This is a genomic window from Jiella endophytica, from assembly GCF_004519335.1.
Taxonomy (GTDB): Bacteria; Pseudomonadota; Alphaproteobacteria; order Rhizobiales; family Rhizobiaceae; genus Jiella; species Jiella endophytica.
The window spans coordinates 1-13,395 of sequence record NZ_SOZD01000010.1; the positions used below are offsets into that span (position 1 = coordinate 1).

Annotated in this window: 14 protein-coding genes; 9 read left to right on the forward strand and 5 right to left on the reverse strand. The window is 66.2% G+C overall.

What is annotated here, in order from left to right; genetic code table 11:
* The coding region (locus E3C22_RS21850; protein ID WP_245515136.1) for a methyl-accepting chemotaxis protein at nt 1-802 on the forward strand (802 nt) is incomplete at its 5' end.
* Between the two features lie 113 nt (nt 803-915).
* Here E3C22_RS21850 and E3C22_RS21855 read toward each other — a convergent pair.
* Nucleotides 916-1,836 carry a cycloisomerase gene (locus E3C22_RS21855; protein WP_134764015.1) on the reverse strand — a complete coding sequence of 307 codons (921 nt, stop codon included), beginning with the start codon at nt 1,834-1,836 and terminating at the stop codon, nt 916-918.
* 235 nt (nt 1,837-2,071) lie between these two features.
* Here E3C22_RS21855 and E3C22_RS21860 point away from each other — a divergent pair, with 235 nt between their 5' ends.
* From E3C22_RS21860 to E3C22_RS21870, 3 genes are all read left to right on the forward strand, one after another.
* On the forward strand, nt 2,072-2,836 hold the full coding sequence (locus E3C22_RS21860) for a hypothetical protein (RefSeq protein WP_134764016.1): 765 nt from the start codon (nt 2,072-2,074) through the stop codon (nt 2,834-2,836).
* A 49-nt stretch (nt 2,837-2,885) separates the two neighbouring features.
* Nucleotides 2,886-4,007 carry an App1 family protein phosphatidate phosphatase gene (locus tag E3C22_RS21865; RefSeq protein WP_167591865.1) on the forward strand — a complete coding sequence of 374 codons (1,122 nt, stop codon included), beginning with the start codon at nt 2,886-2,888 and terminating at the stop codon, nt 4,005-4,007.
* A 153-nt stretch (nt 4,008-4,160) separates the two neighbouring features.
* Nucleotides 4,161-4,940 (forward strand): succinate dehydrogenase iron-sulfur subunit, encoded by a 780-nt coding sequence (locus E3C22_RS21870; protein WP_134764018.1) that lies wholly within the window; start codon nt 4,161-4,163, stop codon nt 4,938-4,940.
* A 260-nt stretch (nt 4,941-5,200) separates the two neighbouring features.
* Here E3C22_RS21870 and E3C22_RS21880 read toward each other — a convergent pair whose 3' ends face one another.
* Together E3C22_RS21880 and E3C22_RS21885 are read right to left on the reverse strand one after the other, a co-directional pair.
* Nucleotides 5,201-6,604 (reverse strand): hypothetical protein, encoded by a 1,404-nt coding sequence (locus E3C22_RS21880; protein WP_134764019.1) that lies wholly within the window; start codon nt 6,602-6,604, stop codon nt 5,201-5,203.
* Between the two features lie 164 nt (nt 6,605-6,768).
* Nucleotides 6,769-7,224 carry a hypothetical protein gene (locus E3C22_RS21885; protein ID WP_134764020.1) on the reverse strand — a complete coding sequence of 152 codons (456 nt, stop codon included), beginning with the start codon at nt 7,222-7,224 and terminating at the stop codon, nt 6,769-6,771.
* Nucleotides 7,225-7,482: 258 nt separating this feature from the next.
* On the opposite strand from E3C22_RS21885, the gene E3C22_RS21890 reads away from it, so the two are divergent.
* Together E3C22_RS21890 and E3C22_RS21895 are read left to right on the forward strand one after the other, a co-directional pair.
* Nucleotides 7,483-8,244 (forward strand): Crp/Fnr family transcriptional regulator, encoded by a 762-nt coding sequence (locus E3C22_RS21890; RefSeq protein ID WP_134764021.1) that lies wholly within the window; start codon nt 7,483-7,485, stop codon nt 8,242-8,244.
* 242 nt (nt 8,245-8,486) lie between these two features.
* Nucleotides 8,487-8,816: an SPOR domain-containing protein gene (locus tag E3C22_RS21895; protein WP_167591866.1), complete on the forward strand. Its 330-nt coding sequence runs from the start codon at nt 8,487-8,489 to the stop codon at nt 8,814-8,816.
* A gap of 91 nt (nt 8,817-8,907) precedes the next feature.
* Here the strand turns inward: E3C22_RS21895 and E3C22_RS21900 are convergent, their stop codons facing one another.
* Both E3C22_RS21900 and E3C22_RS21905 read right to left on the reverse strand, forming a co-directional pair.
* Nucleotides 8,908-9,198 (reverse strand): type II toxin-antitoxin system RelE/ParE family toxin, encoded by a 291-nt coding sequence (locus E3C22_RS21900; protein WP_134764023.1) that lies wholly within the window; start codon nt 9,196-9,198, stop codon nt 8,908-8,910.
* Complete coding sequence (locus E3C22_RS21905; protein ID WP_245515137.1) at nt 9,198-9,494, reverse strand: CopG family ribbon-helix-helix protein; 297 nt, start codon at nt 9,492-9,494, stop codon at nt 9,198-9,200. Before E3C22_RS21905 ends, E3C22_RS21900 begins: the two co-directional genes overlap by 1 nt.
* Nucleotides 9,495-9,902: 408 nt before the next feature.
* Here E3C22_RS21905 and E3C22_RS21910 point away from each other — a divergent pair, with 408 nt between their 5' ends.
* The 3 genes from E3C22_RS21910 to E3C22_RS21920 all read left to right on the forward strand — a co-directional run bounded on the left by E3C22_RS21910 (nt 9,903) and on the right by E3C22_RS21920 (nt 13,386).
* Nucleotides 9,903-10,916 (forward strand): DctP family TRAP transporter solute-binding subunit, encoded by a 1,014-nt coding sequence (locus tag E3C22_RS21910; protein ID WP_134764025.1) that lies wholly within the window; start codon nt 9,903-9,905, stop codon nt 10,914-10,916.
* Nucleotides 10,917-11,077: 161 nt separating this feature from the next.
* Entirely contained in the window at nt 11,078-11,758 is a 681-nt protein-coding gene (locus E3C22_RS21915) for a TRAP transporter small permease (RefSeq protein WP_206027009.1), read from the forward strand.
* A 2-nt stretch (nt 11,759-11,760) separates the two neighbouring features.
* Entirely contained in the window at nt 11,761-13,386 is a 1,626-nt protein-coding gene (locus E3C22_RS21920; RefSeq protein ID WP_134764026.1) for a TRAP transporter large permease, read from the forward strand.
* Nucleotides 13,387-13,395 lie beyond the last annotated feature (9 nt).

Sequence of the window (13,395 nt, forward strand, 5' to 3'; positions counted from 1 at the left end):
GACCGTCGCGGCGCTCGGCGAGGTGACCGGCGGCGTCAACCGGACGGCCGACAATGCCGGCCAGGCCCGCAAGACGGCGGATTCGGCGAAGGTCAAGGCGCAGAAGGGCGGCGAGATCGTTGCCGAGGCGGTCACCGCGATGAATGCCATCGAGGGTTCGTCCCAGCAGATCTCGCAGATCATCGGCGTCATCGACGAGATCGCCTTCCAGACCAACCTCCTGGCGCTGAATGCCGGCGTCGAGGCGGCACGCGCTGGCGAGGCCGGCAAGGGCTTCGCGGTGGTGGCGCAGGAGGTGCGGGCACTCGCCCAGCGCTCGGCGGAAGCGGCCAAGGAGATCAAGGGCCTGATCACGGCGTCGTCCGAGCAGGTCGGCAGGGGTGTCGAGCTGGTCAGCGCGTCCGGCAAGAGCCTCGATGAGATCCTCGCCGAGGTCGCCGGAATGGCGGAGATCGTCGCGGCGATCGCCGATTCGGCCCGCGAACAGGCGACCAGCCTTCGCGAAGTCTCCGGTGCCGCCGATCAGATGGACAAGGTGACCCAGCAGAACGCCGCGATGGTGGAGGAATCCACTGCCGCCGCGCAGACGCTGCAGGCCGAGACCGACGGCCTTGCCCAGGCGATCGCCCGCTTCACGGTGAAGGGCGCCAAGCCCGCTGCCGTGGCGCCGGCCCGCCCGGCGGCAGTGAAACCCGCCCAGCCGAAGGCCGCCTCAAAGCCGGTTGCGCAGATGCGCAGCACCGGCACCGGCGGCGCCGCCAGGAAGCCGGCCGCCGAGGACCAGAGCTGGGAAGAGTTCTGAGCCTCCGGATCAGACCAGAAAGCCGGCGGCGAGCGCATCTGCTCGCCGCCGGCTTTTTTTGTGCGCCAAAGGCATCATGACCGGACCCGTCGATCGGGCCCTTCGGATCGGCGTCAGTTCGTCGTCGAGGCGGTCGTCGCCGGAGCGTCGGCCGCGCCTGCCTCGGCCTTCTTCTCGCGGCCGTCGAGCATCACCCGGTTGACGGTGACCTTGTTCGCCTCGTCGCCCTTGCCGCGGACGATCGCATAGATCGTGTCGTCGGTGGAGCGATCCCAGGCGATGCCCTGGCCGCGGCTGCCGAGCGGCACGGTCGCCTTCCATTCCAGCACCGAGCCGAATTCCGGCAGCTGCATCACGTAGGCTTCAGGCTCGTCGTGGCCGCTGATGTAGAGATTGCCGTCGGGGCCCCAGGAACCGCCGGAATTCGACATGTCGTCGAAGGTCTCGACGATCGCCTCCGGGAAGGTCCAGGCCTCGACAGGCCGCCATTCCTCGTCGAAGCGGACGACCTGGGTGTTGTACTTGTTGCCATAGGCGAAGGGGCTCTTGCCGAACACCCGGTTGTAGTTGGCAAAGCCGGCATACCAGGCGCCGTCCGGTCCCTTGTCGACCCAGGTGAGCGAGCCGATCTGGATGCCGAAGGAATGGCTGTCGAGATGCTCCAGCGTATCGGCATCGAAGATCTCGAGGGACGAGGTCATCGGCCATTCGGGATAGTTCGAATGGGCGACATAGAGCTTGCCATCGACCACCGAGGCGCTGTCGAAATGCTTGACCGCGCCGCCCTTCGGCCGCTCGAAAGTCTTCACCAGCTTCTGGGTGGCCTTGTCGTATTTGGCGATGATGCGGTTGTCGATCGCGTAGAAGTATTTCGCGTCGACGCCGACGGCCTGGTTGGCCTCGGGGATGGTGTAGGTGGCGACGGTTTCCGACTGCATTTCGGCCGGCTTGCCGGCACTGTCTGCGGCGATCGCCGGCAGGACCGCAGAGGCGGCCAGAAGGGCCCCTGCGAGCGGGGAAAGAATTCGCTGCATGCTGATCTCCTCGATGAAGGCATGGCCGCGAACCGGCTGGCTGCCGGGCCGCCGTCATGGGCGCGTCTCGCGCGGCCGGGGCTGACCGGCGATTGCTAACCGTCGCTGATGATCGCCGGATGACAGGCGCTCCTGACGGCGGCCTTCGGGCCGCGTTCGCCATGCCCGTCGCAATGCCCTAGATGTTCGCCCTCGGGCGCGCCGAGACGAACCGGCGGCCGATGGGAGGAATTGAATGCATCGTCTTGTGAGAACAGCCTTTCTGGCGACCGCCGCGATCGCGCTCGGCGCCGTGCCGGCGGCTGCGCAGTCGAAGGGCGCCGAAAAGTCCGGCGAGGAGCAGAACCTCGTGCTGCCGCCGGATGCCGCGCCGAAGCCGATGTCGCCGGCCGAGACCGAGAGCCCCAGCAAGCCCGCGGCAGCCGGCGGCGAGGCCAGCGATGCCACGGAAAGCGGCGCGCCGCTCAGCGCCGCCCCTTCCGATGACAGCGGCAAGAGCGACGCTGACAAGAGCAGCACCGGCAAGAGCAGCACCGGCAAGAGCGAAACGGGCACGAGCGACGGTGCCGAGAGGCCGATGAAGCCCGATGAGAGCTCTGCCAACAATCCGGTCGGTGCGGACGGCCAGCCCCGCAACGCCGTCGGCGACAAGTTCCAGATGCCGCATCTCACCAAGGAGAATCAGGTGGCGATGATCACCGATCTCTGCGGCATCCAGATCCGCGGCATGTCCCATGGCGCCTGCAGCTGCCTCGCCGACAAGGCGATGGACGAGCTGTCGCCCAGCCAGCGGGACTATCTGATCGCCAGCGTCGTCGCGCCGCCGACCGCCGACCAGCTTCTGAAGAAGGGGACGGTGACCAAGGACGACCAGATGACCATCATCACCTTCCTCAATGCCACCTCCGATGCCTGCCGAGCGGACGCCGGGGCTTCCGGTCAGGAGGGTGACGGCCAGATGGAGAACGGCAAGCCGGGCCAGGAGGGCGGCGACAAATGACGGCGGCGCTCACCCCGGCAAAACCGGAACCTCTGGGCCTGGTGGGCCGATGATGCTGAGGCGCGGCCTGCACCTTGCCGAGGAGGCCTGGGACAGCCTGCGTCTGTCGTTCAAGCGGCGCACCGGCCTGCTCGGCAAGCCGGTGCTCGTTCCCTATCGCGGCCTGGTGGCGCCGGGCGGGGTGTGGGTGCGCGGCCGGGTCCTGGAAGACCAGGGCGTGACCACCGCGCCCCATTCGGAATCGACCCTCACCAATGTCTGGCTGACACTGAAACGCTACGAGACCGACGAGATCGGCGGGGCGCGCATCGCCTGGCGGGCGCTCGGAAAGAGCGGCGAGCTGGTTACCGACGGGGAAGGCTATTTCGACGCCGTGCTGCCGGTCGAGCCGGCGGACGATGCCGCCCCCTGGTTCCGGGTCGAGCTCGAACTCCTCTCGGCGCCGGTCCACGAGGTCGCGCCGCTCGCCGCGGAACTCAAGGTCCGCACCGTCTCGCATCAGGCCCGTTTCGGCGTCATCTCCGACATCGACGACACCATCGTGAAGACCGGGGCGACGAATTTCGTCAAGCACTGGCGCACCGTCGTTGCCAATTCGGCGAAGAGCCGGACCGCCTTTCCCGGCGTCTCGCATCTCTACCGGGCCTTCGCCAGGGACACGGCCGGCCCGGAGACCAATCCGGTCTTCTACGTCTCCTCCAGCCCGTGGAACCTCTACGACCTCTTCGAGAGCTTCCTTGCGCTTCGCGAGATCCCGCTCGGGCCGATGCTGCTGAAGGACTTCGGCCTCGACGGCGACAAATGGCTGACCGGCGGCCATGACGATCACAAGCTTACGATGATCGCGCGGATCATGGAGGGCTATCCGCGGCTCTCCTTCGTGCTGATCGGCGATTCCGGGCAAAGGGACGCGGCGATCTACGCCGAGGCGGCGCGCCGGCATCCGGGCCGGGTGCTCGCCGTCCATATCCGCGACGTCACCGACGGGATCTTCGCCGAGGACGCAAAGGCCGGGCTCGATGCCCTCGAGGCGCTGGGCATCCCGGTGACCAGGGGCGAGACGCTGCGCGAGGCGGCGGCGAGCGCGGAAGCGATGGGGCTGATCGACGCGGCGGACGGCGAATCGGTTCGCCGGGCGATCGCCGACAGGGAGCGCGAGGACGGCGTTTAGGCCTCTCGGCGCGGCAAAGAATCGCCCTGCGACGATTTCCCCGTCCGCTTCAATCGATTGGTAGCCTTGGCAGGGGGAAAACGGGCCTTCCGTTTTGCACCGCAAACACTATGGTGCGAACGATTCCAATCAGGCACCGATGGAAAGAAGACGATGGTCGAACTCGCGCTTCCGAAAAACTCGAGGATCACCCAGGGCAAGGTCTGGGACAAGCCGGAGGGCGCCAAATCGGTCCGCGAGTTCCGGATCTATCGCTGGTCGCCGGACGACGGCAAGAACCCGCGGATGGACACCTTCTATGTCGACACGTCGGATTGCGGACCGATGGTGCTCGACGCCCTCCTGTGGATCAAGAACAAGGTCGATTCGACCCTGACGCTGCGCCGCTCCTGCCGCGAGGGGATCTGCGGCTCCTGTGCCATGAACATCGACGGCTCCAACACGCTCGCCTGCACCAAGGGCATGGACGAGATCGAGGGCGAGGTGTCGATCTATCCGTTGCCGCACATGCCGGTCATCAAGGATCTGGTGCCCGACCTCACGGTGCCCTATGCGCAGCTCCGCTCGATCGAGCCGTGGCTGAAGACCGAATCGCCCGAGCCGGAAAAGGAATGGCGCCAGAGCCACGACGACCGCGAGAAGCTCGACGGCCTCTACGAATGCATCCTCTGCTTCTGCTGCCAGACCTCGTGCCCGTCATACTGGTGGAACGGCGAGCGCTATCTCGGCCCGGCGGTGCTCCTGCAGGCCTATCGCTGGCTGATCGACTCCCGCGACGAGGCTACCGGCGACCGGCTCGACGCGCTGGAGGATCCGTTCAAGCTCTATCGCTGCCACACGATCATGAACTGTACCCAGGCCTGTCCGAAGGGGCTGAACCCCGCCAAGGCGATCGCCGAGATCAAGAAGATGATGGTCGAGCGGCGGGTGTGACCGCCCGGGATTCATGATCGTTCGTCCGTCTGGCCGTCCTCGGGGCTTTGCCCCTGCGGTCGGCCGGGCATGAACTGCACGCAAGGCCTGCCCGAAGGGGCTGAACCCCGCCAAGGCGATCGCCGAGATCAAGAAGATGATGGTCGAGCGGCGGGTTTGACCGCCCGGAATTCATGATCGTTCGTCCGTCTGGCCGTCCTCGGGGCTTCGCCTCTGCGGTCGGCCGGGCAGGAACTGCACGCAAAGCCTGCCCCGACACCTCACTCCGCCGAGAGCCGCCTCAGCGCCGCCATCGACGGCAGGAACATCACCGCCACCCCCTTGTAGCGGATGAACGGCCGCAGCGTGATCGACACGGCGGCCCCATCGGCGGTTTCCGTCACCACCGAGTCCGGCGCGCGGTTCGACCCGCCGGGAAGCCGGCTGCCGGTCAGCCTGTCTTGCCCGGCCCGGCCGGGCTTCTTTCGATCGAAGACGTCGCTGAAGTCGGTCTGCTGCATCCATCGCAGGATGCTGTAGAGCTGCTCGTTGATCCGAGCGCAGAAGAACAGGCCGAAGAGGCCGCGGTCCCTGCCGTCGTCCTTACGCCCGGCGAGCGCCTCGCCATAGGAGAAGCCGCGGCGGATCAGCCGCGGCGCGCTCTTTGGAAAGCGCACGTGATTGCCGAAGCTCAATGGCTGGTCGCGGCAATAGGCGATGCGGATATGGGAATCGAGCGGGCATCGTGCTCCAGCCTCGTCGTCGCCATAGCCGAAACCGTCGTCGAGATCCGGCGCCTCGGGCGGCCTGTCCGGATGGCGGACGAGCGGCGAGCCGTCGCGCCAGCGGCCCATCAGCCGTGCCGCCAGCCATTCGCGCGCATCGACGCCGGGAACCGCCGGCGCGAGACGGGGCCCATACTCGTCGAGAAACGCCTCGAAGGCCGCGACGTCCTGGCGGATCCAGGTGAGGCAGGCGAAGGACCCGTCGGTGGCAAAGTCGCGCCACGGCCCCGGCGGGTGCGGCGTCGTCGGATAGTCCTGCGTGCCATGGCCGAGCAGGAATTCGCGAAGGTCGGCCGCCCCCGCCCGGCCGCTGTCCTGCCAGTCGACATTCGGCGAGGTGATGCCGTCGCGATAGCCGAAATGCAGCCGGCCGCCGGCGGGCATGTAGCCGGACATCGCCCGGTCGGCAAAATCCGGCAGCTGAAGTTCGTAAAGACCGGCGGCCGCCGCTTCGCCGCGCAACTCGGCGAGGATGGCGCGCCGGGCCGCCTCGTCGTCGGCGGCGACATAGACCGCCAGATCGATGTCCGCAGTCCTGAAGCCGGCCCACCAGCCTGCCGGGTCGCTCGGGCCGGTGAAACCGAGCTGATCGGCCATTGCGAGGGAGTCCGGCGCCTGTTTCGGGTCGGTGAAGAAACGCTCGAACTGCGCGGCGCCGACCGCCGGATCGAGATCGGCCGACCCGTCCGTCAGGGTCGCGACGGCCCGCCAACTCAGACAGAGATTGATGACGGGAACGCCCGGAAGCTCCGCCTCATCGCCGGTCGAGACGCGGGGAATGAGCTTGCGCAGGAAACCGCGCGCCGGGGCGGCTTCGCCGAGCCGGAACAGCAACACGGCATAGAGCGGCTTTCGCACGCTGCGCGTCAGCAACGCCTGCAGATTGGAGAGCTCCACCATCGGCCTCGTCCTTGTCGGGAAGCGTTCGGGAAGGGCGGGAGGCTGCACGGCGTGCGATCGGTCGATGCAAGGCCCCGCGGCCACGCGAGCGCCTGGCGCCACGATGGAAACCGTGCCGCTCCCCGTCATTGCCTCAGTCTTCTGGCGTGCCGCGGGCCGTCGCTTTACTCGCCCAGCGCTTCCAGCACCGTCTTCACGTCAAGCCCGTCATAGGCCGAGAACAGCCAGCCCGCCGGGCCGCCGTCGAACTCGGTCGAGCCGCTGGTGGAGGTGCCGAGGGAGCGCAGATTGTGGTTCTTGGAATATTCCCAGAACGCCGCCGTGTCGCTGACGTCCGGCGCGCCCTCCGCAAGTTCGAAGATGGCGGCGAAGATCGGCGTCAGCTCGCGGCGGAAGAACTCGGTATATTCCTGGTGAGGACCCTCATATTCGGTGATAACCTGGATGTATTTGTTGTCGATCACCACCACGCGGGCGAAGTGAACAATCCGCGACTTCTTCAGCGCCTCGGCGATCTTCGGCTGGACGTGGTCGGAAAAATTGGCTGCGAGGGCCGCCAGTCGGGCCTGGCTCTCGGCGTCCTGCTTCAGCGGCAGGGTCATGTTCAAGGCATGCGTCATTCGTGCCTCCCGTCACATTGGAAGCCGAGGATAGCGGTAAAAGGACTTCGGTAAAAGCGGAATATGCCGTTGCGGAAAGTATATCGACTATGAAAATTCGTTGCCGATGCTTCGGTTCGACTTTGAAACCTTGTCATGCAGCCGACATCGATCGCGCGTTTCATCCGGCAAGCAGGGAAACAAGCCTCTCATGCCAAAATGCCGATTGACAGCCATGGCTGAAGCGTGTGGCTTCTACCCATGACGCAAGACGAGCGCATGGCCCCGACGAGCCGCGACGAGAACCAGAAGCGGCTCGACATTCACAATTCGTCGATCCCGGTCATCTGTCGCTCTTGCGAGGCGCGGCACCGGGGGATCTGCGGTGCGCTGACCTCCGAGCAGCTCACCCAGGTCAGCCGCCACACGACACGCCAGCAGGTGGCGGCGAACAGCGAGTTCGTTTCCACCGGCGACGACGTCAAGCACTATTCGAACGTCCTTGCCGGTGTGGTGAAGCTCACCCGGCTGATGGCCGACGGCCGCCAGCAGATCGTCGGGCTGCAGTTCGCGCCGGACTTCATCGGCCGGCCATTCCGCGACACCAGCGAGGTCTCGGCCGAGGCCGCGACGAATGTGAAGCTCTGCAGCTTCCCGAAGTCGGTGATGGACGAGATGATCGCTAAGTCGCCGGATCTCGAGCGGCGTCTCTACAAGCAGGCTCTCGACCAGCTCGACGATGCCCGCGAATGGATCCTGGCGCTCGGCCGCAAGAGCGCGGCGGAGAAGGTGGCGAGCTTCCTCCTGATGATCGCCGAAAACGTCGATCCCGAAAAGCTCGATCGCGATGCGCCGATCTGCTTCGAACTGCCGCTGAAGCGGGCCGACATCGCCGACTTCCTCGGTCTCACCATCGAAACGGTGAGCCGGCAAATCACCAGCCTGCGCAAGGCGGGCATCATCGTCGTCGAGCATAACCGGACGGTCACCGTGCCGGACCTCGAGCGCCTCAGGGCGCACGGCGAAATGGACACCGGCTAGGCGTTTTCGCATGTCGCTGCGTCGATGGGTGACCGGGAACTGCAAACCCGCCATTCGTCCTTTGCGACAGGTCCCCCGGTCCGGCCCCGCCCTCGGGCGCCACGCGATCCTGCTTTCCTGCACCTTCGGCTCATCGCGCGGCTGTGATCGTCGGCGCCCGCTTCCATGGGCGTTTGGTGTGGCGGCGGTGCCGTGCCGGTGTTATGGCTGGTTCCTTACGTAACGTCATTCAGGAATCGATCATGACCGGGAAGATGCTCGCATGCGCCATGGTATTTGCCATGGGCCTGACAGCCACCGCCACCACTGCCGAGGCCTCGGGCTGCGGCTGGTATGCGATCGGCGGCGCCTTCAAGAGCCGCAACTCCGCCTATAACCAGGCGGGCAATCTCGACGCTTCGGTCTACGATCTCGACGATTCCGACAGCCCCAACGCCGGCAAAGGATTCTACGTCGTCGCGCTCGGCCCGGTGCGAAAGAGCCAGGCGAACCGGTATCGCCAGGAGTTCCGGCAGAACGGCGTTTCCAGTGCCTATGTGAAGAAGATGTGCTTCTACGGCCCGCGGCTATAGGCGGTTTGCGGCGCGGACGCCGGCGCCCCGCGTGGCGGGGCGGCCATTTTTGTCGGACGGCTCCGGCAGGGGGTCTTCAACGCCCCCTAACTCAGCTCGGGAAACCCTCCGGCCATTCGCGCGCGCCATGTATGACTGCCAGGATTTCTGCGGCTTCGCGCTGCCGATAGACAACGATGTAGGGAGATGCGGAAATCACCAGTTCGCGTGTGCTGGTAACGCGCCCCGGCCGGCCAATCGACGGATTCTTGCCGAGAAGCGTTGTCGTCCGCTCGATGATCCTTGCCGTCAGGCGGAAGGCGGCGACAGGGTTGGTCTGGGCGATGAAATCCTGGATCTGGTCGAGATCGGCAAGGGCCGGACGCGTCCAGAGTACCGGCATCAGCGGGGCCGGTACTTGTCCAGCACGCGCTCGATGTCTTGCGGAGCGGCGAAGTCGCCGCGGTCGGCCGCAGCAATCCCCGCCTCGACGCGTGCGATGAAGTGCTCCTGCCACTCGAGCGAATGGCCATGCTCGAGCGCGTCGGCGACGACCTCTGCTGCTAGTCGTCCCGTGCGGGCGGCCAGAGCGTCGACACGCTTCTTCAGTTCGGCAGAGATCGGGGTAGCGGCTTCCATGGACTCGAATATGCCATGGGCGAAGGTCCAGCGCCAACATCCTTCGGTATCGCCTTGCAAGCCGGCAAGTGCCCGACGCGGCCGCGTCTCCAAGGCAGGCTGACGGTGTCACCCATCGCACCCACTGCGTGTTCCGGCATGGGTAGTCCGCGACACATGGACGATTGGCGCGGCGTCCCGACCGATCAAAAGGGAACGCCGGGGCCCCACTAACCTCGGCCTCGCGGCCAGCCCAGCCCGCCCGTCGCAGCGTCTGGCACGATGCTTGCTGAGCTCTCGCCGTCGCGGCGGCGGGGGGCGTTGCGAAAGCCGGGGCCGGCTGCCCGCACCCTGATGGGTCCGGCCGGGCGCCAGGCGCAACTCACTCCCGCCAAGGCAAGGCCTTGCAGCCGCGACGTGGTCCGCCATCGGCAGGCCGCGCCATTTTCGAACGGGCCGCTGCTCGGCCTGCTGTGGAGGAGAAGACTGATGAAGACCCTGTTGCTCGGAACCGTGTCGATGCTCGCCTTCGGGCTCGCCGCGACCGTGGCCAATGCCGATCCCGCAGGCTGCGATGACGGCGAGATGGTGATCAAGTTCAGCCATGTCGTCGCCGCGACCGGCCATCCGAAGGGCGACGCCGCGACGCTGTTCGCCGAGCGCGTCAACAAGGAGATGGAGGGCAAGGCCTGCATGCAGGTGTTCCCCAACTCCACCCTCTTCGACGACGACAAGGTGATGGAGGCGCTGCTTCTCGGCGACGTCCAGCTGGCCGCGCCGTCGCTGTCGAAGTTCGAGGCCTATACGCTGAAATACCGGCTGTTCGACCTGCCCTTCCTGTTTCAGGATCTCGACGCCGTCAGCCGCTTCACCCAGTCCGACACCGGCAAGGGTCTGCTGACCGTGATGGAGGACGTCGGCTATACGGGTCTCGGCTACTGGTCCTCGGGCCTCAAGCAGTTCTCCGCCAACAAGCCGCTGCTCGTGCCCTCTGACGCCGACGGCCTGAAGTTCCGCATCCAGACCTCCGACGTCGCCGAGGCGATGATCGAGGCGATGGGCGGCTCGGCCCAGAAGCTCGCCTTCAAGGAGGTCTACGGCGCGCTGCAGACCGGCGTCGTCGACGGCCAGGAGAACACCTGGTCGAACATCTATACCCAGAAGTTCTTCGAGGTGCAGGACGGCGTCACCGAGACCAACCACCAGCTTCTCGCCTATCTCCTCGTCACCTCCACCGAATGGCTGAACGGTCTCGATCCCGAGATCCGCGACCAGTTCATGAAGATCGCCGAGGAGGTCACCGTCGAGGCCAACAACGCCGTCGCCGAGACCGAGAAGAAGAACCGCCAGAACATCATCGACGCCGGCGGCGAGGTGCGGGAACTCACCCCCGAGCAGCGCAAGCAGTGGGTCGACACGATGAAGCCGGTCTGGGCGAAGTTCACCGACGACATCGGCCAGGAGAACATCGACGCGGCGATGGCGGCGAACGCCACCAACTGAGCCGTGAAGGCGCCCCGGCACGGTGATCGACGCCGTGCCGGGGCGCCGACGCGCCTGCCTGTCCCGCGACGCGAGGGGCAGGCGGCCGCCGATCCCTGCAGAACAGCGCTGCCGGCCGCCGCCCCTCGGGTGCCGTCCGGTTCGACGAGGGGCATCCGATCTTGCTGAGCTTTTGGCCGTATCTCGCGATCCTCGGCCTGATCGCGCTTTTATTCCTTGCCGAACGGCGCTGGCCGGACGGCGTCACGCGGCTCGAGGAGAATTTCCTCGCCATCCTGATGGCGACCATCACCCTCGTCTCCTTCGTCCAGGTGATCGCGCGCTACGGCTTCAACACCGGCTGGGGCGGGGCGCTGGAATTCAACCGCATCCTGTTCGCCTGGATGATCCTGTTCGGCATGAGCTACGGCATCAAGACCGGCCTGCATCTCGGCGTCGACGCGGCGATCCGGACCTTCCCGAGGCCGCTGTTCAAAGCGGCGGCGATCTTCGGGGCGCTGGCGACGCTGCTCTATGCGGCGATCCTCTTGTCCTCCGACTGGCTGCAGCTCTTCGGCGCCCACACCTCCGGCGGCGCCGTCTTCTACTGGCAGCGCTTCTTCAAGATCGGCATCGGCCTCGACGATCTGCGCTATCCCGTCTTCATCCAGGAGGCCTTCGGCGTCCAGGAGCGGGTGCAGCGCTGGATCGCCTATCTGATGCTGCCCGTCGGCCTCGCGCTACTCGGCTTCCGCTCGATCGAGGCGGTGGTCGCCATCGCCACCGGCCGGCGCGAACTCGTCATCGCCGGCCATGAGGCCGAAGACCTCGTTGCGGAAAACAAGGACGTCCTGAAGGACTGACAATGGAATCCCTCATCCTTCTCATTCTCGTCCTCGGGCTGTTGTTCCTCGGCGTGCCGGTGGCAATCTCCCTCGGCCTGTCGGCGGTCATCATGATCGCCTTCTTCTCCACCGATTCGATGTCGTCGGTGGCGATCCAGCTGTTCACTGCGGCGCAGAACTACACGCTTCTCGCCATCCCCTTCTTCGTGCTCGCCTCGGCCTTCATGTCGACCGGCGGCGTCGCCAAGCGGCTGATCGATTTCGCCATCGCCGCCGTCGGCCATTTCCGCGGCGGCCTCGCCATGGCCTCGGTGCTGGCCTGCATGCTGTTCGCGGCGCTCTCCGGCTCCTCGCCGGCGACCGTCGTTGCCATCGGCACCATCGCCATCGCCGGCATGCGGCGGGTCGGCTATTCGAAGGAGTTCTCCGCCGGGATCATCGCCAATGCCGGCACGCTCGGCATCCTGATCCCGCCGTCGATCGTCATGGTGGTCTATTCGGCGGCGACCAACGTCTCCGTCGGGCGGATGTTTCTCGCCGGCGTCATTCCCGGTCTTGTCGCCGGGCTGATGCTGATGGGGGCGATCTACATCGTCGCCCGCTGGAAAGGCCTGCCGGCCGAACCCTGGCGGGGTTTTCTGCCGCTCCTGCGCGACGGCAAGTCGGCCGGCTTCGGCCTGTTCCTGATCGTCATCATCCTCGGCGGCATCTATGGCGGCGTCTTCACCCCGACGGAAGCCGCCGCTGTCGCGGCGGTCTACGCCTTCCTGGTGGCGGTCTTCGTCTATCGCGACATGGGGCCGCTGAAGGGTCGCGCCTGGATCAGGGAAACCGACGCGCCGCGCGCCCGCACGGGCTTTTCCGCCATCGCCTACGGCGTGTCGTTCTTCGTCGTCGCGCTGATTCTCGTCTATTTCCTCACCGCCGGGCCCGGCGGGAGCTCGACCTATTCGCTCGCCGAGCGGCTGGTTCTCTGCGGCGTTCCGGCGGTTCTCGTCGCCATCGCCTATGCGCTCTGGCGCGGCGAGGGCGGGGTCAAGGCGCTCGCCGGCACCTTCGGCGCCGGCCTGCCGATCTTCGGGCGGAATTTCGCGATGATCGGCCTTGCCTTCTTTCCCGCCTGCTTCCACGGCGAGACCCGTAAGGTGCTGGTCGATGCCTCGAAGACGACGGTGATGCTGATGTTCATCATCGTCAATGCGCTGCTCTTCGCCCATGTTCTGACCTCGGAGCGGATCCCCGACGCGATCACCGCCCTGATGCTCGACTACGGCTTCACCTGGTTCACCTTCCTGATCGCGGTGAACGTGCTGCTGCTCATCGGCGGCCAGTTCATGGAGCCGTCGGGGCTGCTGCTGATCGTCGCGCCGGTGGTCTTCCCGATCGCCCTCGAACTCGGCGTCGACCCGGTGCATCTCGGAATCATCATGGTGGTCAACATGGAGATCGGCATGATCACCCCGCCGATCGGGCTGAACCTCTTCGTCACCTCGGGGATCACCGGCATGAGCCTGATCAAGGTGGTGAAGGCGGCGATGCCTTTCGTCGGCGTGCTGTTCCTGTTCCTGATCCTCGTCACCTACGTGCCCTGGCTCTCCACCTGGCTGCCCTACAGCCTGATGGGACCGGAAACGATGCTGCGGTGAGAAAAGGGA